We start from the raw sequence: 24225 nt of genomic DNA, 5'->3' as shown, positions 1-24225 counted from the left end.
TTTTTAGTTTATAAATCCTTTTTTAACGAGTTTTGCACCATCTCCTTACACACCCTGTGTGATAAAAATGAGGCATGCCGTGTTTTAGAAAGATGTGATTTTACTTTAAGGACAAATAAAAAAAACTGCCAGTGGCAGCTTATTTTGAATCTTCTTCATTTCGTTTTTGTATCTTTCGTAAATCCTCCACACGGCCAGGAGATTCTGCAAAAAATTCGACTAGATCACCTATTCTATCGATGGCATTCCAACTAAGGTGGTGTTCAATCCCCTCAACATCTTGATATATATTTTCCTCCTTGACCCCGATCAACCTTAGCATCTGTTCTAAAAGTTCATGACGGTAAACGAGCCTTTTTCCGACCTTTTTCCCATTAGCGGTTAAAACGAGACCTCGGTACTTTTCATAAATTAAATATTTTTCCTGATCCAGTTTTTGAACCATCTTTGTAACAGAAGATGGGTGTACAGAAAGATTTTCGGCTATATCGGAAACCCTTGCATACCCTTTTTCTTCAATAAGTAAATAAATTTGCTCTATGTAATCCTCCATGCTCGGTGTAGGCATTCGGAGACCTCCCATTCAAACGCATATCTAGAAATTTTACTATATATACGGCCCCGAAACAAGCAGTTATCGTCTCAGGGCGCTTTTAATCAAGTTTCTTCATGTTTATTTAATGGCTTGTTCGGTCGGGAATGTAAAAGTGATCTTCTTTTCGGACTGGGACCAAGATAAAATCGCATCAAAGGTCTTTTCTCCTTTTTTAAAACCGCTTATCAAATCCGTTTCCCCACTCGCCAACAGCTTTTTAATATTAACCTGACTGATTTTCTTATTGAGGATCTTTTTGGATATCGTAAAGTTACACTTCGTTTTTTGATAACTCACACATCCATAGAATTCCCCTTTATCGACGATTTTGGAACCACATAGCTTACAACTGCCCACAGATGCCGAGCTTCTCCTTTTAGAACCGCTTCTTTGAATGGATTCGGTATCCATCCCCTGGAAATCCCAACTTCCAGACGACTCCACAGCATCACTGATGATTTTTGCGGACATCTTTTTAACGGCTTCCATAAAGGCTCCGGCTGAAGCCTTCCCTTCACCAATTTCCCTTAATCGCTGTTCCCATTTGGCTGTCATCTCTGGCGAAGCGAGGATCTTCTCCCCGATGGCGGTAATCAGCACCTTTCCTTTATCCGTTGCATATACCTGGTTCTTTTTGACGTCGATGTATTTACGGTCTTTAAGCATGGTAATGATACCGGCCCGGGTGGCTTCGGTACCAAGGCCTTCCGTTTTCATCAGCACCTTTTCCAACTCTTCATTATCGAGGTGTTTTCCTGCCGTTTTCATCAAGGTGATCAACTGGCCTTCCGTATAGCGCTTTGGCGGCTGTGTTTTTCCTTCCTTCACCTTAATTTTGGCGACATGTCCGGAATCCCCTTTTGAAACGGACGGCAATAGAACATCGTCGTCCTCCTTGTCATGTTGGAAAATCACTTTGCGCCATCCTTCTTGAATCTGTTGCTTGCCTTTGGAAATGAATTCGGCACGCTTATCGACAAGCGTTTTAATGGTGGTGTAATCAAAAATGGCTTTCTCATAATGTGCCGCAATCAACCGGCGTACCACCAAATCATATATATTCCGTTCTTCAGCGGAAAGGCGCTTTGGGTCGGTAACCTGCTCCGTCGGAATTATCGCGTAGTGATCCGTCACTTTTTTTTCATTCACGAACCGTTTATTATGGATGATGCTCTTTTGGGGCAATGGGAAAAGTGATTCATATTCAGAAAAACCACTTAGCTTTTGCAATATATCGGGAAAGGTCTCGGCTTCCCCCTCCGTCACATAGTTGGAGTCGGAACGTGGGTATGAGACGATTCCTTTTTGATATAAGCTTTGAACGATATCGAGCGTCTGCTTTGGTGAATATTTATAAATCTTATTCACGGTTGCCTGCAATGACGATAGATTGAACAGTAAAGGTGGCTGAAATTCTTTTCTTTCTGTAGCCATTTCGGCTATTTCCGCTTCCTTGTCCTTGCAGAATGCGGCAATCTTTTCAGCAAGTTCTTTTGTTTTTATTCTTGAATCATTATTCTGCTGCCATTTCCCTTGATATTTCTTGCCATCCATCTTGAAATCAGCGAACACTTCCCAGAACGGTTCAGACTTGAACTGCTCAATCTCCATTTCCCGCTTCACGATCAAAGCAAGAGTGGGAGTCTGAACCCTGCCTGCTGAAAAAACATCCGATACGCCCTTTTGCTTTAACAAAATGCTATACGCCCGGGATGCATTCATGCCCACAACCCAGTCTGCACAAGCTCTCGTATACGCTTCATGATAAAGCGGCCTAGTTTTTTCTTCGCTGATCAGATTTTGGAATCCTTCATAAATGGCTTTCGGGGTCAAAGAGGAAATCCATAAACGCTTCATCGGTTTATGGATGCTGCATAAATGAACGATGTTGCGTACTATCAATTCTCCTTCACGACCGGCATCCCCAGCATGGATGATTTCATCTACATCCTGCTTCCTAAGCAACGTCTTCACGACATTGAATTGCTTCGCCTTTTGCCGGGTCACTTCATATTGAAATCTCTCAGGAATCATAGGTAACGTATCCAGCGACCATTTCTTCCAATTCGAATGATACGTTTCCGGTGATACGAGTTGACATAGATGCCCGACTGCCCAAGTCACATAAGCTCCATCGGGGAAAAGTTCATTTGGCATGATTTCTATATATCCCTGCTGCTTCTTCGTTTTAAATTGAGCTGCTAACGTTGAACCTTGATCTGGTTTCTCCGCAATGATTAGCTTCATGTTCATCTTCACCTAATCCATTAAAAAAATTTCTTTCCCTATTATTATACCTTAATTATTACAATCGGCTAGAGATGAGTGAGTTTTTACGGAACTGTTGTGAGGAAACATGGGATGTTACTTTACTATGATCAGATGTGGGGATTAAAAAAAAAAGTGAATCATGAAATCATGAATTCAGCCGTTTTAGTTGCCGAATACCTATATTCTCGTATTTCAAAATCATCCTTCCTCCTTTATTCACTCAGTGATCGTTCCATAACAAGAATACTACCACATCCTCAATACAGTCTATTCCTTAATAATACAACTGCCGTTGCTGCTTCAAATATGTTCTTCCAAGCTAACGTAGCACTGCTTACAACACGTTCCCCTGGGTCCAATACCATTCTAACAACACTGAAACCTAGTGACATAATTACTGTACGGCCTACTGCAGTAGTGGGTGTTGTTAGCTACGGGAATCCAAACTTAGTTGTTAAGAAAATTTTCTGAAGCCTGGTTTATAGTCATGACGAATTGTATTATTAGCGACATCTAAAATAAGATTGTTTTCGCATACTTTGTTGCTATTCCTGAAGTAATGCAGTGTTGTTGATTTCCCCTCCAATCAACCTTAAATAGTTCGTTTTATAAGGAATTTACCCCTAAGAAAAGGGATCTAGCTCAGATTACAGAAGAAGAATTAGATGTAGTAGTCCTTAAATTAATTAATCATCCCCAAGAAAATGTCGCATATGAGATAACCAGTAATAATCAAATTATTCTATTATGCAACTAGAACCTTAAGGTTTATTTAAGAACATTCGCCCACCGATTAAATAAAAGGCCTGAAGTTACTCGAGGCCTTTTATTTATTGCTATTTAATTTTTTATTTACACCAATCTCTCGTAATTTAAAAAGCATATATTTCTCAATGTTTGTCGTGGATGCTTCAGAAGCGTCTCGTGAAGGATTCACATGTTCATCGTCCGTCCCTTTTTTATTCTCGGACAATAATGTTGTTAAAAAACGCTTCCTTCCTGACTTTGCTACATTTTAATCTAGATCTTGTTCCACTCCAATATCTTCGTTTCAAACGGCTGCAGTTCATTCCCGTCGAAGATTGCTTCCTCGTGGTTGTGGTTCATGACGATCGCATGTCTGCCACGAACGACCACTTCTACGCCCGGTTCGCTTTCAATGAATGAGATGCCTTGATCATTTAAAACAGTCAAAGCTAGATCTGACAGCACGCTTGCATCTGCACCTGTTCCGACATAATAAGCTTGGCCATTTCCATACTCATTGACAGTTAGTGCTGCATAGTTTTTATAAAAACGATCGCTATACGAATAAAGGGCATCTGCTGTCGTTGTGCGGATTAGATCTCTCCAAACCTGTCCTTGTCCGTTTTCATTGCCATCTTTTGAAATGATGGAAACCTGCTGGCCCGCATGAAGCGATTCGGCTTCAACGATTTCGATGCCAAGAAGGTCCTTTAATTGATAAGGTAAATTTTCACCTAAGGGAATGTTGTTGTCTTTGTTTTTCATGCCGGCACGGAAAGAGAAAATCACGGTGCCGCCATTATTCGTGAATGCTTTCAACCTTGCTGCTAGTTCTTCATCAACAAGTGTAAGAACTGGTACAAGTACAACCTTATAATCTGAAAAATCATGGTCATATTTTAGAACGTCCACGGAAACATTCACTTCATGGAACGGCTGGTACAAACGCATTAATTCGTTTGTAAATTCAAGCTGTGAGCTTTGCTGCTGAATGCGCATCGACCAAATGTTATCAAAATCATATATCACGGCCACATCCGATTTAATCGGTATTTGGAACACTTCTTCGTGCTTGCGGACTTCTTTAAACACTTCCTGAACTTCATAAAATTTACGTGAACGGGTATTATTTGCGTCGATGATGCCTAGGCAATACTGCTCTGCCCCTCTGTTCATGCCCCTGAATCGAAAGAACAGCATGTTGCTGCATCCGTGTGCAAATGCGTGGTACGACCATAATTGTGCTTGACCTGGTCTTGGAAGATACCCGATGATATCGTGTCCTTGCGCTCCCATCAGCTGCTCAACGATCCAGAAGTTCTCGCGTTTGATGCCGCGGACAAATCCGAGCGTGAACGATAGGAAGGCTGGAGAAACTGGCTCTGTCAGCCCGCCCCAAACCGGGTAATTGTCATAGGAAACGAAATCTAGGTCTCTTGAAAATTCATTATGGTCAAACCATTTTCCGAAGAATCCTCCCGGTAGATTCGTCGTTACCTCCTGATGATCCCCCTTCAGCTTTTTCACGAGATTTAGGTGCATGTTTGCGAATCCGCTTAAAGACTCGCTTCTAAATCTGGCCCAGTCAAGCATCATCGCCGGATTATGAACCGTGATCGTCGGCTTTGGAACAGGAATTTCATCAAACGCGTTATACGTTTGTCCCCAGAAAATCGTGCCCCAGCGCTTATTCAGTTCATCAACAGATTTGTAATTTATGGAAAGGTAGGTGTGAAACGCTTCTCTACATTGACCGCAGTAGCACATATCACTCCCTTCATGGCCTAGCTCGTTATCAATCTGCCACGATACGATGCCGCTTTCATCCCGATAATGAGTGACCAGCTTTTCGACGATTGCTAAGGAATACGTTTGATAGTTTTTAGAATTGTAGCAATACTGCCTTCTGCCTCCAAACGATTTTGGGTTTCCTTGCTCATCTTCAAGCAGAATATCTGGATGTTTTTTTACGAGCCACGCTGGAAACGTTGCGGTCGGTGTTCCGAACATGACCGCGATGCCTTCTGCCTTAAACCGGTTAATGACTTCATCGAAAAAAGAAAAATCGTATTGGCCTTCTGAGGGCTCCATTAAGTGCCACGCAAATTCGCCGATGCGAATCATATTGACGCCCATTTCTTTCATTTTCTCAATATCTTCGCTTAACATAGATGGATCCCAATGCTCGGGATAGTAATCAACGCCTAAATACATATCTCAATCTCCTTTTTTCGTTAAGTGAAATACGTTTGATTGGAAATCTCCGCCTCGCTCTGCCTGGTTCTTGTTCACACCGTTGTACTCAACCGGAAGCGGCAGTCCTCTTTGCATCAATTCATCTCCGCCATATGCCTGATCGGACCCGTTCACATGATAGGTACTGAACGCATCAAGCCCTGCAAGCTTCAGCACATTTATTTTTTTCGGACTTGGTGCGGCAAGTACTTGGTACCAGCCTGCAAATGCTTCAGTTTGATCCTTTGAGACGACCATCCAGGCTGTTTCATTAGAAGCGAACGGGCTGATCAATCTGTAAAAATCACCAGTTTTAATCAAGGAACGATGCGTTTTATAGGTTTCAATCTGATTTTTCACCTCTGTTTTTTCTTCTTCAGACATTTTGTTTGGATCCAGCTCATAGCCGAACGTACCGAAGTATGCGGTATCAGCGCGTGCCTTTAAGGATGTTCTGCGCAGTGTCTGATGATTGGGAATATCGGAAACATGCGAGCCGATGCTGTAGATCGGATAGACGAAGGAAGATCCGTATTGAATCTTCAATCGTTCCACTGCATCTGTATCATCGCTTGCCCAAGCCTGAGGTGCATAATAAAGCATTCCTGCATCGAAACGGCCACCGCCCCCTGCACATGATTCAAAAAGGACGTCAGGGTATTTCGAAGTCAGTCTTTCATACAAGTCATACACTCCAAGAATGTATCTGTGGAAAAGTTCTCCTTGACGATCCTGGCCTAGCACTGCGGAATACGCTTCAGTGATGTTTCGGTTCATATCCCATTTAATATAACTGAGCTTTGCCGATTCAATAATGGAGGAAATTCTCTCAAACATATAATCCACTACTTCTTCTCTTGTGTAATCGAGCACCCACTGATTGCGCCCGTATGAAATTGGACGCTCGGGATCATGTATGACCCAATCCGGATGCTTTGAAAATAAATCACTTTTCTCAGAAATCATTTCAGGCTCAAACCATAGACCGAACTTCAGCCCTGCGTTACGGACCGACTGTGACAAAGCGTCGATTCCGTCAGGCAATTTATTTTTGTCAACAAGCCAGTCGCCTAATGATGATGTATCATCATTCCGTTTTCCAAACCAGCCATCATCCAAAACAAATAATTCAACACCAAGCTCCTTCGCCTGCTTTGCAATCGCGACGATTTTTTCGGCATTAAAGTCAAAATAAGTAGCTTCCCAGTTATTGATCAGCACTGGACGCTCTCTTTTTTGCCACACGGGTGATATGAGATGCTCTCTGAAAAGAGTGTGAGTGGACTGTGTAAGACCATTCAGCCCCTGATCGGAGTACGTCATGACAACCTCGGGTGTATGGAATGCTTCGCCCTGATCCAGACGCCAGTTAAATTGAAACGGATGAATCCCCATTTGAATACGCACTGCATCATAATGATCGACCTCAGCTTGCGCTAAAAAGTTCCCGCTGTATACAAAATGAAAGCTGTAGGCCTCCCCGCTCATTTCAGTTGTATGCGGACGTCTCAGTGCCATAAACGGGTTATGGTGATGCGAACTCGCTCCGCGAATACTCGATATCGACTGAATGCCTGTTTGAAGCTTTCGTTCTTTCACATGTCTTTCCCTTGACCATGCTCCGGCAAGATGGACCATCGTAAAATCATGATCACTAAGATCAAGTGATACACTCATCATTCGTTCGATGTCGACTGGATGCTCTCCCTCGTTTTCCAGGCTGGCATGACGTGTAATGCAAGCGGTATTCTCAAAAATGGTATAAAAGAGTTTCAGCTTTAAATCTCTTAGTTTATCAAAAAAGACAATGATGAGAGTGCTTGCTTCACCAGCATTGGCAAACGTGGACGGCAGGCCCGGGATACGCTCTTTTCCATCTATCACTTCAAAGCCTTCATATTCAAACTTGCCGACAGAGCTTCCATTTGGATGCCGCAGGGAAATTGCCGGTTCTCTGAAATCACTTGTTCCGTAAACAGGATATTCTTGACAAATGGTTTCAAGTGAAAAGGCAGGATCGGTCTTTTCACCATGGCAGCTTGCAGCAGTCGGAATATGGTAGGCGGCAAAATGAGAGAAATCGGGCCGATGGTTCAATTTTTTTCCGTAGTACAGCTGGCCAAGCTCACCGTTTTTCATGACATGAAAGATATAGCTGACCGTTTTGTTCGTTAGGTGGAATTGGTTGTTCTCTTTATTAATGAAAATAGGCATCGCAGCAAGCTCCTTTAGCCAATATTCGGTTCATTTGTAAGCGTAATGGAATGTGAACCTGTTCCTTCAAGCTCGATAAGCAATAGTTCGTTCTTTCCTTTTTTCAAAAGCGGTCCCGGCAAGTAAAGACGTTTTTGAGGTCCCTCCGTTACCCAGTAACGACCTAGGTTAAAGCCGTTCACCCACACGTTACCTTTCGTCCACCCTTCAAGATCGACAAAAGTATCTGCAGCATCTTCAATTGTGAATTCACCTTTATAAAAGCGGGGAAAGCGATCATCTTTTCCTTCAATGAACGACACGGCTTCCGCATCGGGATCAATCTGATACACTTCCCAATGAAACCAGTATTGGTTGCCTATCCAAAGGTTATCAATGATGCCTTTCCTGTCTTTTAAATGCTTGCCGTAATTGACACGGCCCATATTTTCAATAAAGATTTCAAGGATGTTTTCCTTTTCATTGAATGGTAGCTTAATGGTCTTTTCCGCATCATTGCGGTATATGGTGCGTTCCAGCTTTCCATTTATGTATATAAACGCTCTATCGCGAATTGGCGTAATATCCATGTCAAGCTCGCCTTGTTTTGTAATGGTTGTCTTGTAAAGGATATAGCCGTAGTTCTGATTCAGTTCTTCCATTGATTTCGGAGCAATGAGCGTTTTCGCGGTTTTTTGTTTCAGAAAATCGAACACACTCATTTCGGTTTTCATCTCCACGGCTCCATACCGTTTCTTTTCAGATGGAAGCGGATTTGCATATGGAACGTCCTTATATTTTGAGAGCACTCGTTTAATTGCAACGTATTTCTCAGTCGGATCACCCCACTCTGTCAAAAGCGCGTCGTAATCGTAACTAGTAATGGTAGGAGTGTAAAACTCATAATGATTCGCCCCGTTCATGTACCCGAAATTCGTTCCGCCGTGAAACATATAAAAGTTAACGGAAGCACCTAGAGCCACCATTTTTTCATATTCCTCCGCCACTTCGGCAGCCTCACGCGTATGATGCTTTCCACCCCAATGATCGAACCAGCCAATCCAGAATTCCGCACACATTTTTGGAGAATCCGGTCGGTACATGTCGAGTGATGCAAAAGCTTCCTCAGAGCGGGAGCCGAAGTTCAAGGTTGTTACTGCGTCCTTCATGGAGCCATGCTCCATGAACTCAGGTCCGTCTGAGGTGAATAACAGTACATCAATTCCATACTGTTTAAAAAGCTCTGCTGAAGCTTCTAAATAGGCAAAATCATTCCCGTAAGCGCCATATTCATTCTCAACTTGAACGGCGATAACAGGTCCGCCGTTTGAGGTTAGATGCGGCACAATTTTCGGTAGCAAGATGTTAAAATATGCGCGCAGATGCTCAAAAAAAGCGGGATCCGAACTGCGGAGCGCCATTCCCTGCTCCTTCAGAAGCCATCCTGGAAATCCACCAAACTCCCATTCTGCACAAATGTATGGAGCCGGCCTGAGGATGACGTACAACTGTAATTCTTCGGCTTTTTTTATAAAGCTTTCCAGGTCCGCCAAACCCTCGAAGTTGAATTCACCTTTACTCGGCTCATGAACATTCCAAGGTATATACGTTTCGACCGTGTTCAAACCGAGCTGCTTCAATTTCAACAGCCGATCCTCCCAGTACTCAGGTACGACCCGGAAGTAATGGATGCTGCCTGATAAAATCTGAAACGGCTCATCATGTAAATAAAATTGGTTCCCCTTAGTCTTCAGCATAGTTCCCACCCCTATTTCACTGCACTGCCGAGCATGCCTGATATAAATTGCTTCTGCAGTATTAAGAAGAAGATAATGATTGGGATTGTCGCAATGGACACACCCATCATGACTTGACCGTAATCGATATATGAAAGACCCATTAAGCTTGAAAGAGCAACTGGGAACGTGTACATGCTTGCATCATTTAATACAACAAGCGGCCACATGAAACTGTTCCACTGCGTCATGAACAAGAAAATCGATGCTGCGGCAAGTGCCGGGCGCATGGATGGCGCTACAACTTGTAGGAAGATCTTCAGTTCTCCTGCTCCGTCAAGACGTGCTGCTTCAATCAGCTCTGTCGGAAACGCAAGGAAGTTTTGCCTTAACAAAAAAATGGCAAATGGATAGCAAAGCTGTGGTGCAATAACTGCAAAATACGTATTCAGCAAGTTCAGCTCAGACATCATTCTGAAAAGCGGAATCAGCGTTGCCTGATAAGGGATCATCATCGATAGCAAAAAAGCCGTAAAGATAAAATTTCTGCCCTTGAATTCATATTTCGCAAAAGCGTAGGCAGCAAGCGAACAAACGGCGAGCGCTGCAACTACGTATATAAGCGATACAAACAGGGAATTAAACATAACTTGTGGAATATTAATTGATTCGTTCAAGTTTTGAAAGTTTTTCATAAACTGATCGCCAGGCGTTAGTGTCGGAGGATTCGTGAACATCTTTCCGCTGTCGTTTGTAGCGCCGATAAACATCCAATAAAATGGAAAAATCGAGATGATTAAAAAAATCATCAATATACTGTACATGCCAAGCTTTTGCGGTATTTTTTTGTTTCGTGTCACCTTTGTATCCTTATGGAAATTCGGTTCAATCCGGTTGCTCGTTTTAGCTTCCATTATCTATCACCTGCCACTTTAAATTGAATGAACGTTAGGATGCCTACTAATACAACAACGATATATGCAATGGCTGAGGCGTAGCCGAATTGGAAGAATTCGAATCCGTTTTGATAGATGTACAAGCCAAGTGTCATCGTGGAATCAGCCGGGCCGCCCTTCGTTAAGTTGAATGGTTCATCGAATAACTGCAGCGTTCCGATTGTCGATAATGTACCAGCGAACAAAATAACCGGTTTCAGCTGAGGAATGGTGATGGAGAAAAACTGTCTTATTTTCCCTGCACCATCCAATGAAGCAGCTTCATACATATCGTTTGAAATATTTTGAAGAGCTGCCAAGAAAATGACCATGTTGTATCCGGTCCATCTCCATGTCATCGCAAGGATGATGGAAGCTTTTGCCCAGAAGCTATCTGACAGCCACGGGATTGCTTCAATCCCTAAAAATCCAATCACCGTATTGATGATTCCTTCCTCCTGAAGCATGATGGAGAAAAGGATGGAATAGGCAACAAGTGATGTTACGGTAGGCAGGAAAAATGATACCCTGAAAAACCCTTTTAAGCGGAGCAATCCGCTGTTCAAAACACTTGAAAGCACAAGCGCGAGAATAAGCATGATCGGTACCTGAACGATAAAAATGATAAACGTGTTCATTAAGGCTTTATGGAAAATCTCATCATGGAATAATGTGACGTAATTATCGAATCCAGTAAAGCTGTATTCCCCTGCCTCGAAGGTTTGAAAGCTTAATAAAAGAGAAGAAAAAATCGGATATGCAGTAAAAACTAAAAAGAGTATAACTGCAGGGGCGATGAACAAATAAGGAATTATACGTGTTTGACTCATGCAATATCCCACCTTAAATTAGGAAAGGGCTGAATGAGATTCAGACCCTTTCTTTTCATTTTTCCATGTTATTTAATTCGGTTTTCCAATCGTTTTTCAGCTGCCTTGTAAGCTTCTTTCATCGTTTTCTTGCCGCTTACGGATTCAGACTGCGCTTTAATCGATTCATCCATTGCCAGTGAATAGTTACCTGTATAGTTAACAGATGGAATGCTATCCATTTGCGCTGTGAACGTGCTCCAGATTGGCTGCCCAGAGAAGAACTCCTGCTTTTCAGTGAATATCGGCTCATCATAAATCGTATTCAGAGTCGGGAATAATCCACCTTTCATTGCTTCAAGCTGTGTTTCTTCATCAGTAGAGAAGAATTCAAGGAAGTCATACGCCTCTTGTTTCTTATCTGTGGAATTCATGATGACGTAGTTGCTGCCACCTAAATTAGAAGCACGGTTTCCACCTTCTTCAAATGCCGGGAAAGGTATCACGCCCCACTTGCCTGATGTATCTTTACCTTGTCCTGTGATTGAACCTGTGAGCCATGCGCCGGATGGAGCGGTTGCAACCTCGCCGCTTACCATCGCACTGATCCAAGCATCCCAGCCTACAGTATTCTTCACTAAGCCTTCATCTTTAAGCTGCTTGATGACCTTTGCAGCATTCATTGATTCTTGTGAAGATAAAGTAAGTTCATCTTTTTCATCGAAATAAAGGGAACCCTGCTGATTCATCATCATGCGATAAAGACCGTCATCATTGTTTAAATCCAGTCCAAGCATCGGTTTGCCTGTTTTCTCTTTAATGGCTTTACCTGCTTCAACAAATTGATCCCAAGTTTGAATGTCTTCCGCTTTTACGCCAGCTTCTTCGAAAATATCAGAGCGGTAAAAGACGCCTGTCGGGCCGCCGTCAAATGGGAAGCCTACAACTTTGTTATTCACCGTTAATAGATCCGTTTTACTTGCTGGAAATTTATCTTTATGCTCATCAAAACCGTATTTAGATAAATCTAAGAATGCTTTAGGATAAGATTCAGCATATCCTTGAATGCGATCATCTTCTACAAGAACGATATCAGGTAGACCTTGTCCACCCGCCTGGAGGCCTGTCGTTAGTTTTGAATAAACATCTTCCCTCCCGATTTCGATAACTTCCAGTTCGAAACCAGGATTTTCTTTTTTGAAGCGCTCAGCCGCTGCTTCAAGTACCGGCACGTTAATATTCCAAGCCCAAGCCGTTAATTTCTTATCATCCTTACTTGTCTTCTCAGAAGAACCTCCCGAGCAAGCAGCGAGCATGCTGATGATAAGAACTATACTGATCAAACTCATTACTTTAACCTTTTTCATCGTGTACCCCCCAATTCTTGATAAAAAGATGCAGAAAATTTGAAACCGTTTACAAAATTAACAATAAAATATAAGCAAGAAAATTACAAGTAAATTTTTACTAAAATTTTATTTTATTTTACATTTTTTATTTTACTTAAATAAGTTATATACAAATTAAAAAGCGCGGAACATGCATCCGCGCCAAAAAATGTACATTTTATTCGGTTGTATCATTTTACTAATAAAGCTTTAAGGAAGGATACCTTCCGCTGGCTGTTACCACTATTGCGTGAATTCTCAGACTAAGACACGATGAAACTTTTGAAACTTTTGAAACTTTTTTGTTATACCTAAAATTACGTAAAGTAAATATTTGACTGCTCTTTTTCAGGAATGCAGTGTCACTGAACAGGAGCCAATTTCCTTTCCACCCCATATTAGTGAAAGCTTGTCTTGATCTGAAAGAGGACCAACGCCGCTAGGAGTACCGGTAAAAATAATATCTCCTTTTCCTAGTCCAAAATGCTCACCTGTAAATTCTATAATTGTTTGCAAATCAAAAAGTAAGTCTTTAATATTTCCGACTTGTACAAGCTCTCCGTTTTTAATTAGAGAAAAATCTGATTGTTTACATGCTTCGACGCCCGGAAACGGAATAAACGTACTCACAACAGCTGAATTTTTAAATCCTTTAGCCAAAAGCCACGGATGCTGTTTCAATTTTAGCTGCGCTTGCACATCTCTAAGTGTCAAATCCAAACCAACGGCGATAGCATCTACTATATCATCCACTTTCATTCCTGTTTCGTACTGCTTCGCTATATGTATGACAAGTTCTGTTTCATAATGAATGGTACCCTGATCATTTGGCAAGGTAATGAACTGACCATTTGCTTCTACAAGCGAATGAGTTGGCTTTGAAAATAAAAAAGGAGAAGTCGGCACTTCATTATTTAATTCTTTTGCATGCATCTCATAGTTTCGACCTACACAATAGATATTTTTAATATCTTTCATTAGTAAACTCACTTCTTTCTTTTAAGAAATAATTACATTTTCTAATTTTATTTTATTAAATACTTTTTTATGGCTCGCATGAATTCAATATGAGCATAAGACCATTATGTGCGATGTCTAAGGCTTAATCAAAAAAAGTTGACCCTTTTTTCTAACATTTTATTCTCTTTGTCCAAAATGGCACCTAATAATCTCATCCTAGAAAATACGACAGAAACAAGCAACCCATAACGTTAGCCCCAATTATAGGATGTAGAGGAAATAGATCCAGTACATTTCTGAAAACACAAGGCAATAAAACGTCAATATTAAGAAGACACTCATATTGCGAATCCTGAATCATTTAATGTTACAACATAACTACATAAGGAAGGATACCTTTAAGTGCTGATGTACTAACATATATTCACCGACTTTATCAGTCAATTTATTTAGCGAATTACCACAAGTTACACTTGTCCATTTATTGTAATGAACCTTGTAGTCCATTCAATTACATAAGTAATTGCATATGATGACTTTATCCACTTTTGAAAGGAAAAAGAAATTTTACAAATACAAGCCTATGTTATACCCGTCCTTTTTATCCTGTGTTTTTGATTCATTCATCTTTTTTAATTCTCCTGTATATGTATTCATACAGGAAAAAGTAAAATCATAATAAAGCTCCAATTAAAATAAATCTCATTCTCTATTTTTATTTATGATTTTAATAAAGTTATATAAAAGTATTACGCTCCTTAATTAAAATAAACGTAACCTGTTACAGGAGGATTGATGAAGATACAACCAAAAATAGAATCGAACCCTTTTACTTGTAAATCGTGTGGGGAAATTTATGATGAGTCTCTCATGAAAAGAGAGTGGAATGTTTGTCCTAGGTGCCAATATCACTACCCGATTACAGCTTATGACCGCATCAAAATGATTACCGATCGTAAGTCTTTTTCGGAATTCAATACATGTTTAACCTCCGTTGACCCGTTAAACTTCCCTGAATATAAAGATAAAGTAGTTTCGGATAAAAAAAAGACTTCATTAAATGATGCTGTTATTGCTGGGGAAGCTTCCATAGGCGGCTATCCGGTTGTAATTGGTGTCATGGATTCTCGCTTCCGTATGGGCAGCATGGGATCAGCGGTTGGAGAAATAATCACAAGAGCCATTGAGGAGTCATTAAAAACACGAAAACCATTTATATTCTTTTCAGCAAGCGGTGGAGCCCGCATGCAGGAAGGAATTCTTAGTCTCATGCAGATGGCAAAAACGAGTGGTGCTTTAGAAAAACTAAACTACGAAAAAATTCTTTTCGTATCCGTTTTAACGAACCCAACAACAGGTGGCGTTTCTGCTAGTTTCGCGTCATTAGGCGATATCAATATTGCTGAACCACAAGCCTTAATTGGCTTTGCAGGTAGACGTATTATTGAACAGACGATACGAGAAGAACTCCCTGAAAATTTCCAAACCTCTGAGTTTTTATTGGAACACGGTCAACTGGATATGGTTGTAAATAGGAGGGAACTAAAACACTCATTAACAACCATTCTAAAAATTCATCATCTCAATTTTAGGGAGTGTCTTGAACGGTGAATTTTCAAGAGTTAAAAAAACTAGAAAACCATATTGTTGAACTGAGAGAAATGTCTTTAAAACATGAACTTGACCTTATGGAAGTATTAAAAAATCTTGAGCAAAAAGCGAATGAAATCAAAAGTCATCTTCATGAGAATATGGACATATGGGATAAAATTAAACTATCCAGAATTCAACAGCGTCCTACTACCTTAGATTTTATCCATCATATTTTCGAAGACTTCATTGAACTACATGGTGACAGACTTTATGGGGATGACCCTGCTCTAGTTTCAGGTATAGCTACCTTTGAGGGAGTGCCCATAACCATAATAGGAAATCAAAAAGGGAAAAATACAAAAGATAATATCTATCGCCGCTTTGGCATGTCACAACCAGAAGGCTACAGAAAAGCTCTAAGAATAATGCAACAAGCCAATAAATTCAATCGACCCATCGTAACATTTATTAACACGCCTGGAGCGTTCCCAGGTCGTGAAGCTGAAGAACGAGGACAATCCGAAGCTATTGCCCGCAACCTTCGAGAAATGGCTAGCTTTGGAGTTCCTATCATCTGTATTGTAATCGGAGAAGGTGGGAGTGGTGGCGCGTTGGCCTTAGGTATTGGCAATCGAATCTTCATGCTAGAAAACACATTTTATTCGGTTATATCGCCTGAAGGAGCAGCAGCATTGTTATGGAAGGACGCCACGCAAGCAAAACGCGCAGCTGAAGTATTGAAAATATCGGCTAAGGACTTGTTGGAACTAGGGGTAATTGATGAAATTATAAAAGAACCTGTTGGAGGAGCACATATTGATCTCCCTCTTCAATCGCAGTATATCAAAGCATCTTTACGAAAAGCATTGCAAGAACTTGGGTCTCTAGATAATGGCATGATACGCCAACAACGTTTTGATAAGTTCCGCAAAATTGGTGTGTATATGGAAGAAAAGCTAGATTAAGGGTGATCATTACCAAAATCGTGGTGTCTTCATCTGGGTTTAAATTAAATTTGAAAGGTGAAAAACTTTTGTGACATCGATCCAATATTAAACCTTACCTTATGGTATATACAACAAGGTAATAATATTTTATATCTATCTTTTAAAAACTTCTAGTGCATCAAAAGTGAAAATGTAATTATAATTGTCCATCAAAGAAGTGTTGAAAGTTTTATTCCAAAACTTTTACCACTTTTTTTGTTTTCTTCTTTGGTTGCTGCTGTTTCCAATTCGATATCCGTGGTGTATTCTTGTTTGTGATCCATTTTCTAGGTCAGCAAGATGTTTTCATAATTTCGCAATTAATTATTCTCTAAGCTCTATCTTTTGAGAAGTTGATACCAATTGACAACCACATTGGAAGCAAAATCAAAACAGAAGATAGAGAAAACAATATTATTAGTAAATTAGAAGAACCTTTACATAGTAGTTTTAGGCAATGTACTGAATGACGAAGAATGTGACGAGCTAATTAGATTGTCTAAAGAGCAAAATGCAACGTTCTAAAGTGTGGATACACACAAAATACATAAGATAAGAACAAGTAGTAGTATGTTTTTTCAAGAAATTAAAATGACAGCATTACCACAATAGAAAAAAGAATATCATCAATTATAAACATACCTATAGAGCATGGGGATGGTATTTAAACATTTAGATATACACCTGGTCAAGAGTTTAGACCTCATTTTGATTTTTTCACTAGTAAATTTCCGTATTCCTAAACCGATAAAACGAAAACGGAAGAATCTTAAAGAGAATCCTACATAGTGAAGCGCCACACAAAACGGAAGAAAAATTGGCGGAAACGCAATGGATGAAAATACAAAAATAGTTGATGATATTGCCTATTATAACGAATATGGGAGATGTCATTAGATGTGAGGGATCTCTTACCTTAAACTAAAAAAAACGCCATTTGGCGTTTTTTAATGTAGATATCTGAATCTCTTATCAGAGGTGTCAGTAATCTTCATTACATTCTTTTCGCTCCTAAATATCTTTTTTTCCAATAACTATTATCCATTGAGGTAATGGTTACACCTGAAGATGAGCTGTGGATGAATTGATTGCCCCCAATATATATACCTGCATGTGAGGCACCACGTTTATAGGTTTCATAAAAAACAAGATCGCCAACTTGAGGGTTGGAAACCTTTGTCCCCTTTTTATGAATTTCCGCTACCGTTCTTGGTAAATTGACATTTGCACTTTTTTCGAAAACATAGTTAAGAAACCCACTGCAATCAAAACCTTTAGGAGTGGTTCCACCCCAGACATACCGTACATTCATATGTTTTTTTGCTTCATTCACGATTGCTTTCGTTCTATTGCTTGAATTAGTTACGTTGGCAGACTGCTTTTTCACGCCCAATGCTTTATATGTATTAGGACCAACGATACCGTCCGCCTTCAAGCCTTTATTTTTTTGAAATTTCACTACTGCACTTTTAGTAACTGGACCAAAATATGTCGTTGTACCCTTACTCTTAAAATATTCTTTTTTCTTTAAAACCTCTTGTAATTGTTTGACTTCTGTATGCGTCATTCCGCTTTTCAGTGTCCGGTCTCCTAATGCAGCATTACTGACTAATGGATTTGATAGTAACAACCCCGAGACGACAACTGAAGCTATAATCTTTTTCATTTTCCATTTCCCCCGATTAGGTCTTTTTTATTAGTTTAACACCTTTAAATGACAAACATATTTACCTAAATTTACATTATCATTACAAATAAATGCATAAAGTGCGCTAAACTGACAAAAACCCTATAATACTCCAAGAATATCCCAAAAAACCATAGAACTATTGTCCACCCTGAAATTCATGAATAAGTGCACTAGTTTCGTTTAAATTGGAGCAGCCAACGATTGTGAACAAAAAACACCAACCCCCTTTGGTTAAAATGGGGGTTGGTGTTTTATACGTTTCACCAAAATTCATTCTTCTTTTAATTCATTCATGAGCTTCGCAAGATTCGGATCATTGATATAGTTATCTATTGTAATGATAGTTTTATTCTTATGAGATAATCTCGCTCTTTCTAATAAATCTTTATGCACAACGATTATATCGGAATCCGCTGGTACATCTTCTATTCTATAATGTTTCACTTCAATTTCAGTAATATTTTCCTTTTGCAGTCGCTTCCTAAAGGTTGTAGCACCCAATGCACTGCTACCAGCCCCAGCATCACAGGCAAATGAAATTTTACTGATGTTATTTACTGTTAAGATTTCATCAGATTCCCTTGAAATTTGTTTACCTTCCGACTTCATTAATTTGGATTTTTCGATTGAAGTTGTAAACACTTCATCATCATCTTCAACAGCTTTCTTATCTAATTTTAAAATAATCGAGGTAACAATGAATGAAACTCCGGCGGCAACAAGTACCCCTAAAATAATTCCTAGAAAATTCCCTTTAGGTGTTAACGCTAAATAAGAGAAGATGGAACCGGGACTTGGTCCTGCCACAAGACCGGCATCAAAAATTTTGAATACGGTGATACCAGACATTCCCCCGAGAATCATCCCTATGAGTGTAAGTGGTTTCATTAAAACATACGGGAAGTATAACTCATGAATCCCCCCAAAGAAGTGAATGATAATGGCACCTGGAGCAGTGCGTTTAGCCGCTTTTTTACCAAAAAAGCTAAAGGCCAATAATAACCCTAGTCCTGGCCCAGGGTTTGACGCTACGGTAAAGTAAATTGACTTTCCTGCTTCAAGAGTTTCCTGCATACCTAACGGATAATAAATTCCTTGGTCGATTACGTTGTTTAAAAATAACACCTTAGCCGGTTCATTGATAAGAGACAGCAATGGTAAAAAACCAGTGGATACTAACGCTTTAATGGCTGAGGTTACAAGATTGTTTGCTGATTCAATAACTGGACCTATAAAAAAATAAGATAGAATCATTAATAAGAAACCTAAAATACCAATCGAAAAGTTATTGACGATCATTTCAAATCCTGCTGGAACTTTATTCTCTATCGATTTATCGAATTTCTTTATAACCCAGCCTCCAAGAGGACCAATAATCATGGCGCCTAAAAACATGGGGATATCCGACCCCACTATTAATCCGATTGCACCGATGGCTCCCATTACAGCCCCTCTTTGACCGGCAACCATCCTTCCCCCAGTGCTTGCTAAAAGTAAGGGCAGCAAATACGTAATCGCTGGACCGACGATTGCTTCAAGTTCTTTGTTAGGAATCCAACCAGACGGTATAAACAAAGCGGTGAGTATACCCCAAGCTATAAAAGCTCCTATATTAGGCAGCACCATGTTAGTTAAAAAGCCACCGAAGGCCTGAATCCGAGCGCGGGGGGATGGGGTTTTAACTTGGGTAACATTCACAACATTCTCCATTACCTATCACCTTTTTCCTATTGTTTTTTTTCGAAACCCATTGCAAAAGCAAAGTTTTTCAAGGTATCGAGATGCTTAACTATTCAACCATTTTGATTATTTGAATGAACTCTTCTTCATTCCCGCAATTTTTAAATTGATCCATCACATCTTCGTCAATTAGGATAGAAGATAAATCGGATATCAAATCTAAATGTCCTGTGCTGTCTTCAGCAGCCAAGACTATCAGAATATTCACCTTTTTACCCTCCGGAAAAAGTACAGGATTTTTCAATTTCAATAGTGATAGACCGGTGTTGATTACGCCATCTTCATTTTTTGCATGAGGCATAGCAATTCCTGGAACAATCACGATATAAGGACCATTTACATTTACATTCCTAATCATGTCATCAATATATTTAGGTGTAATACATCCATTGTGTAACAAAGGTTCGGCTGCTAATTTGATGGAATCCTCCCATGAATCTACTTCATCTAAAAAACGGATATTATTTTTCAAGTGATCACTTAACATATTCATTCCCCTTTACTCCATTAGTTGTGTCATTGATTCCCTGCTTTTCGTTTTTAACAGCTCATATTTTTGTTTAATTTTTTCCGTCAATACTTTATTTTTAATTTGTGTAAAGTGCTCTATTGCTAGTTTTATTCCTTTTTCGTTAATATATTTTTGTAAACTGACCGCTTCCTCATCACGAGCATCATCATATAGAAATGCTGCCGCAACAGCCATGGTTAGATATTCAATGGAAAGGCCCCTATCAAAAAGTTCCCTCGTCGGTTTTATCAGCCGTTCATCATACCCTATTTTACGAATGGGAGATCTACCTACTCGTAAAATATCATCACTAACATTTTTATTTTTAAAGCGCTTCATCGTCTTTTCAATAAACACACCCATGTCTCCGGATGGAATATCGAATGTTCGTATAATATATTGTACGGCCTCATTTAATGTTTCCTTAACAAAGCATTCAATGTTAGGGTCCGCCAAAGCACTCTGGATAGTGGATTTTCCTGTTAGGAATCCAATATAAGCAGTCGTAGCATGTCCCATATTGACAATATACAACTTCCGTTCTATATACGGTTTTAAATCCTCAACATAGATAGCGCCTTTTATGACAGGTAAAGCTACATTAACCATTTCGGACTTATTGATGATCCACTCATACATTGGTTCTACTAACGCAATCTCACCCTCTTCACTATCTTTTGAAAGTGATAGCCGATCAATGGCAGAATTGGGAAACCCAACAAAAGAATGAATTTCTAGCATTTCGCTGTTCGTTACATGTTTTTCAATTTCTTGTTTCAAAATCGAAGTGGAATTGATAGCGTTTTCATTTGCGATGATATCAATCTTTCTTTTATTTTCCTTTGCTCGCTTTACAAGACCTTTTGAAACAATGCTTGCTATTCTTGATAAATTATTTACTCCCACAGAGGTCGTAATCAGATCAGCATTTACGATGGCCTCAATGACTTCATCTTCCTGTGACACACTATTCAATGCAGTAACAGGAGAGATGGTTTCCACAGTATGGCTATCATCCAACAATTCAACTACATATGAATTATCTCGGTTAAAACGATCAACCATTTTTTGATTGATATCAACAAAACAGACATCGTAACCGTTTTTGTTGAGCACATATCCGATAAAACCCTTCCCGATATTCCCGGCACCAAAATGCAATGCTTTCATTATACTCCCCCTTTTTATATCACTCTGACAAATTACTATTCTAAATTTGCATGATATTTCCATAGACTGGGCATATCGATATCTTGCTCCCTAATCATCATTAATGCCAATGTGTCTCCAACTAATAATAAGCTTTGTTCGAATAAACTTGTCATTGGCTGTACCGATGCAATTTCATCTGGTAATTGTAATTTTGTGCTTACAGGAATTTTTATGAAAAAGTCCGAAAATTGATTCATTGAGCATTTCGGATTTGCGCCAATGTGAGCAACTGTGGCCTTATATTGTTTTGCCTTTTTTGCAATAATTAACGGGAAAGCCGACTCACCACTCCCTGATCCCACTATCAATAAATCCTTTTCCGTAATGGCCGGCTCGGTGATTTGTCCTACTACATATGTCTTGATACCCAAATGAGCTAATCTTTTAGCGATAGCTTTTAAAGATAATAGCACTCTACCGACCCCTACAAAGAAGACTTTATCAGCTCGTTGGATTTCCAATAGCAACGTATTCATATCGTCTCCATCCATGTTGTTTAATGTGGTAGCCAATTCATTGGTAATTTCCTTTGCAATATCCTTTGCTCGTTCACAGTAATGGCTCATTTTATTTTACCTCCTCATATAATCCTTCTAATATGCATTTTTCCATAACCTTTTTATTTTCTGCTAGACTTTGAGTAGGAATGAACAAACTCGTGCTTCCTGCTACTAGCGTATCCGCCCCAGCTCTTACCAAACTAGCGATTGTCTCCAAAGATACTCTGCCATCGATTTCTATGCTTGTATTCAATCCTTTTTCTTTAATCAATTCATACAGCTCTTCCACTTTTTTCACTGCATAACTTACTTGCTTTTCATTTTTATCTGTTGCAAAACCTGGATTTATTAACATTAATAGAACCGTATCACACTGCGGCAATACATAATCCAAAACAGTTAATGAAGTTGCCGGATTAAGGGCCAATCCGACTTTTGTGTCATTTTTTCTTATCAACTGAATCAAACGATCAATATGTATACTCGTTTCTAGATGGAAAGAAATTTGTTGAACGCCTATGTTTAGCATCTCGTTTATAAAAAACTCATTATCATTAGACATGATGTGTACATCAAAATCCATATCCGTTATCTTTCTTAGTTGTTTAACGGTATCGACCCCCAATGGCATGCTTGGACTAAAAGATCCATCAATAATATCGATGTGTAATGTATCTAATCCTTCTCTTTCAATCTCCCTCACACTTTTTTCTAAATTGCATAAGTCTGCACACATAATGGAAGGTGCAATCGTAATTTTTCTTTTTTGCACGTTTATGCCTCCTATTTCTGCATTTATTTGCCTTTTTTCATATTATAGAACGTAATTTTTGATAAGTAAAGCGCGTTTATGCATTTTTACAATTTTTCTTGCGCGTTTTCTTTGTGTTCTTGAAACAGAATATGCTAAACTGAAAGAAATAAATGAAGGGGTAATATCTATGCTAAAAGAAGAACGTCAACAAAAAATCTTACAAATATTAGATGATGAACATAAAGTGATTGCCAGTGACTTAAGCAAACGCTTATCGGTTTCAGAGGATACCATTCGGAGAGACTTAAAGGAATTGGATCATCAAGGGCATATAAACAGAGTTCATAGCGGTGCGTTAAGGATAGGTCCTCCCGTCGTGGATTTTTCAACGAGACAAAATATTTCTAACGAAATTAAAAGCAACTTAGCAAAAAAAGCCATTGATTTCATTAAAGAAGACATGGTCTTACTGATAGACGGAGGAACTACTAATTTACAATTAGTAAATCAACTGCCCTTGACTTTTCGTGCAACGGTCATAACGAATAGCCCCCCCATTGCGATGGCGCTAATTAGTCATCAAAATATAGAGGTAATCATGATTGGTGGAACCTTATTTAAGCAATCCTTGGTTAACTTGGGAATCGATACTGTTGAAGCGTTACATACAATGCGAGCCGATTTATATATAATGGGCATTTATAAAATTGATCCGCAATTAGGAATCAGTGTCCCAAGTCTATCAGAAGCATTGGTTAAAAGAAAAATGGCTTCTATTTCTAATGAAATACTGGGTATGGTAACTTGTGATAAATTAGCCACCATTTCTAATCAAATTGTTTGCCCGACAAATGAGTTAACATATTTAATCACGGAAAATGTCAAGGAAGATATTAAAAGACTCTATGACAAACAAGGAATACATGTCATTGATTAATAAGCTTCTAATTAATATGGAGAAATGAACAAAGTTAATCGACGTAGCTACTATTTCTGATTTTACTGGAGCGATACTCAACTAGATAATAGCTTACGATCAATCGGGCGCAATAAAACGAAAAACATAATGAGGTATAAACAAAGATAGTTGTTTTCTACTCTAATTGGAGTCAATTTCTGCTGTCATGCGGCGGATTACTGCTGAGTTTGCGCGGTTTAATCTGTATTGGCGATGTTTACTCGTGAGTTTGGGTGGTTTATTCGTGAATTTGGGTTGTTTATTCGTGAGTTTGGGTTGTTTATTCGTGAGTTTGGGCGGTTTATTCGTGAGTTTGGGCGGTTTATTCGTGAATGACAAAATCGTTAGTTACGGCTGAGTTGCTAGTATGCAAACATTCGTTTTTCCTATTGAATTTAAGATATATCGGAAA

At 39.4% G+C, this 24225-nt stretch carries 18 protein-coding genes; 3 read left to right on the top strand and 15 right to left on the bottom strand.

Annotation, left to right across the window (positions count from 1 at the left end; all coding sequences use genetic code 11):
* Positions 1–139: 139 nt before the first annotated feature.
* The 9 genes from mntR to ASU00_RS06785 all read right to left on the bottom strand — a co-directional run bounded on the left by mntR (position 140) and on the right by ASU00_RS06785 (position 13887).
* The gene (gene mntR / locus ASU00_RS06830) at positions 140–568 is read right to left on the bottom strand and encodes a transcriptional regulator MntR (RefSeq protein ID WP_057912708.1); all 429 of its coding nucleotides are present in this window, start codon (positions 566–568) and stop codon (positions 140–142) included.
* Between the two features lie 105 nt (positions 569–673).
* Positions 674–2842 (bottom strand): DNA topoisomerase III, encoded by a 2169-nt coding sequence (locus ASU00_RS06825; protein WP_057912707.1) that lies wholly within the window; start codon positions 2840–2842, stop codon positions 674–676.
* A gap of 1044 nt (positions 2843–3886) precedes the next feature.
* Entirely contained in the window at positions 3887–5827 is a 1941-nt protein-coding gene (locus ASU00_RS06815; protein ID WP_057912705.1) for a beta-galactosidase, read from the bottom strand.
* Positions 5828–5830: 3 nt separating this feature from the next.
* Positions 5831–8062, bottom strand: a complete 2232-nt coding sequence (locus ASU00_RS06810; RefSeq protein WP_057912704.1) for an alpha-galactosidase — start codon at positions 8060–8062, stop codon at positions 5831–5833.
* Positions 8063–8076: 14 nt separating this feature from the next.
* Positions 8077–9798 (bottom strand): glycoside hydrolase family 35 protein, encoded by a 1722-nt coding sequence (locus ASU00_RS06805; protein WP_057912703.1) that lies wholly within the window; start codon positions 9796–9798, stop codon positions 8077–8079.
* A gap of 11 nt (positions 9799–9809) precedes the next feature.
* A complete protein-coding gene (locus ASU00_RS06800) occupies positions 9810–10601 on the bottom strand; it encodes a carbohydrate ABC transporter permease (RefSeq protein ID WP_057912996.1) in 792 nt (263 codons plus the stop codon).
* Positions 10602–10690: 89 nt separating this feature from the next.
* Positions 10691–11542 (bottom strand): carbohydrate ABC transporter permease, encoded by an 852-nt coding sequence (locus ASU00_RS06795; protein WP_057912702.1) that lies wholly within the window; start codon positions 11540–11542, stop codon positions 10691–10693.
* A 68-nt stretch (positions 11543–11610) separates the two neighbouring features.
* Complete coding sequence (locus tag ASU00_RS06790; protein WP_057912701.1) at positions 11611–12888, bottom strand: ABC transporter substrate-binding protein; 1278 nt, start codon at positions 12886–12888, stop codon at positions 11611–11613.
* Positions 12889–13257: 369 nt separating this feature from the next.
* On the bottom strand, positions 13258–13887 hold the full coding sequence (locus ASU00_RS06785; protein ID WP_057912700.1) for a fumarylacetoacetate hydrolase family protein: 630 nt from the start codon (positions 13885–13887) through the stop codon (positions 13258–13260).
* 777 nt (positions 13888–14664) lie between these two features.
* Between ASU00_RS06785 and accD the strand changes: the two genes are divergently transcribed.
* Positions 14665–15480 (top strand): acetyl-CoA carboxylase, carboxyltransferase subunit beta, encoded by an 816-nt coding sequence (accD, locus tag ASU00_RS06780; RefSeq protein WP_057912699.1) that lies wholly within the window; start codon positions 14665–14667, stop codon positions 15478–15480.
* Positions 15477–16427, top strand: coding sequence for an acetyl-CoA carboxylase carboxyltransferase subunit alpha (locus ASU00_RS06775; RefSeq protein ID WP_057912698.1), 951 nt, complete (start codon positions 15477–15479; stop codon positions 16425–16427). Before accD ends, ASU00_RS06775 begins: the two co-directional genes overlap by 4 nt.
* A 1015-nt stretch (positions 16428–17442) precedes the next feature.
* On the opposite strand, the gene ASU00_RS06770 is transcribed toward ASU00_RS06775, so the two are convergent.
* The 6 genes from ASU00_RS06770 to ASU00_RS06745 all read right to left on the bottom strand — a co-directional run bounded on the left by ASU00_RS06770 (position 17443) and on the right by ASU00_RS06745 (position 22873).
* On the bottom strand, positions 17443–18114 hold the full coding sequence (locus tag ASU00_RS06770) for a C40 family peptidase (RefSeq protein WP_057912697.1): 672 nt from the start codon (positions 18112–18114) through the stop codon (positions 17443–17445).
* 294 nt (positions 18115–18408) lie between these two features.
* Positions 18409–19848 (bottom strand): PTS mannitol transporter subunit IICB, encoded by a 1440-nt coding sequence (locus tag ASU00_RS06765; protein WP_057912696.1) that lies wholly within the window; start codon positions 19846–19848, stop codon positions 18409–18411.
* A 79-nt stretch (positions 19849–19927) separates the two neighbouring features.
* Complete coding sequence (locus tag ASU00_RS06760; RefSeq protein ID WP_236712619.1) at positions 19928–20371, bottom strand: PTS sugar transporter subunit IIA; 444 nt, start codon at positions 20369–20371, stop codon at positions 19928–19930.
* 6 nt (positions 20372–20377) lie between these two features.
* On the bottom strand, positions 20378–21559 hold the full coding sequence (locus ASU00_RS06755; protein ID WP_057912694.1) for a mannitol-1-phosphate 5-dehydrogenase: 1182 nt from the start codon (positions 21557–21559) through the stop codon (positions 20378–20380).
* Positions 21560–21594: 35 nt separating this feature from the next.
* A complete protein-coding gene (gene hxlB / locus ASU00_RS06750) occupies positions 21595–22167 on the bottom strand; it encodes a 6-phospho-3-hexuloisomerase (RefSeq protein WP_057912693.1) in 573 nt (190 codons plus the stop codon).
* A gap of 1 nt (position 22168) precedes the next feature.
* Positions 22169–22873, bottom strand: a complete 705-nt coding sequence (locus tag ASU00_RS06745; RefSeq protein WP_082630185.1) for a ribulose-phosphate 3-epimerase — start codon at positions 22871–22873, stop codon at positions 22169–22171.
* A gap of 169 nt (positions 22874–23042) precedes the next feature.
* On the opposite strand from ASU00_RS06745, the gene ASU00_RS06740 reads away from it, so the two are divergent.
* On the top strand, positions 23043–23792 hold the full coding sequence (locus tag ASU00_RS06740; RefSeq protein ID WP_057912692.1) for a DeoR/GlpR family DNA-binding transcription regulator: 750 nt from the start codon (positions 23043–23045) through the stop codon (positions 23790–23792).
* Positions 23793–24225 lie beyond the last annotated feature (433 nt).

Origin of the sequence: Peribacillus muralis, from assembly GCF_001439925.1 — a bacterium.
Classification (GTDB): Bacteria; Bacillota; Bacilli; order Bacillales; family DSM-1321; genus Peribacillus; species Peribacillus muralis.
The sequence above is the reverse complement of the archived record's forward strand: the minus strand, read 5'-3'. Positions and strand labels throughout refer to the sequence as shown.

What these genes read in the sequence shown, in the direction of transcription:
- ASU00_RS06800 (WP_057912996.1), bottom strand. Translation starts at nt 10,601, where the DNA reads ATGTACAGTATATTGATGATTTTTTTAATCATCTCGATTTTTCCATTT.
- ASU00_RS06810 (WP_057912704.1), bottom strand. Translation starts at nt 8,062, where the DNA reads ATGCCTATTTTCATTAATAAAGAGAACAACCAATTCCACCTAACGAAC.
- ASU00_RS06755 (WP_057912694.1), bottom strand. Translation starts at nt 21,559, where the DNA reads ATGAAAGCATTGCATTTTGGTGCCGGGAATATCGGGAAGGGTTTTATC.
- ASU00_RS06765 (WP_057912696.1), bottom strand. Translation starts at nt 19,848, where the DNA reads ATGGAGAATGTTGTGAATGTTACCCAAGTTAAAACCCCATCCCCCCGC.
- accD (WP_057912699.1), top strand. Translation starts at nt 14,665, where the DNA reads ATGAAGATACAACCAAAAATAGAATCGAACCCTTTTACTTGTAAATCG.
- ASU00_RS06825 (WP_057912707.1), bottom strand. Translation starts at nt 2,842, where the DNA reads ATGAAGCTAATCATTGCGGAGAAACCAGATCAAGGTTCAACGTTAGCA.
- ASU00_RS06760 (WP_236712619.1), bottom strand. Translation starts at nt 20,371, where the DNA reads ATGAATATGTTAAGTGATCACTTGAAAAATAATATCCGTTTTTTAGAT.
- ASU00_RS06785 (WP_057912700.1), bottom strand. Translation starts at nt 13,887, where the DNA reads ATGAAAGATATTAAAAATATCTATTGTGTAGGTCGAAACTATGAGATG.
- ASU00_RS06815 (WP_057912705.1), bottom strand. Translation starts at nt 5,827, where the DNA reads ATGTATTTAGGCGTTGATTACTATCCCGAGCATTGGGATCCATCTATG.
- hxlB (WP_057912693.1), bottom strand. Translation starts at nt 22,167, where the DNA reads ATGAGCCATTACTGTGAACGAGCAAAGGATATTGCAAAGGAAATTACC.
- ASU00_RS06795 (WP_057912702.1), bottom strand. Translation starts at nt 11,542, where the DNA reads ATGAGTCAAACACGTATAATTCCTTATTTGTTCATCGCCCCTGCAGTT.
- ASU00_RS06805 (WP_057912703.1), bottom strand. Translation starts at nt 9,798, where the DNA reads ATGCTGAAGACTAAGGGGAACCAATTTTATTTACATGATGAGCCGTTT.
- mntR (WP_057912708.1), bottom strand. Translation starts at nt 568, where the DNA reads ATGCCTACACCGAGCATGGAGGATTACATAGAGCAAATTTATTTACTT.
- ASU00_RS06790 (WP_057912701.1), bottom strand. Translation starts at nt 12,888, where the DNA reads ATGAAAAAGGTTAAAGTAATGAGTTTGATCAGTATAGTTCTTATCATC.
- ASU00_RS06740 (WP_057912692.1), top strand. Translation starts at nt 23,043, where the DNA reads ATGCTAAAAGAAGAACGTCAACAAAAAATCTTACAAATATTAGATGAT.
- ASU00_RS06770 (WP_057912697.1), bottom strand. Translation starts at nt 18,114, where the DNA reads ATGAAAAAGATTATAGCTTCAGTTGTCGTCTCGGGGTTGTTACTATCA.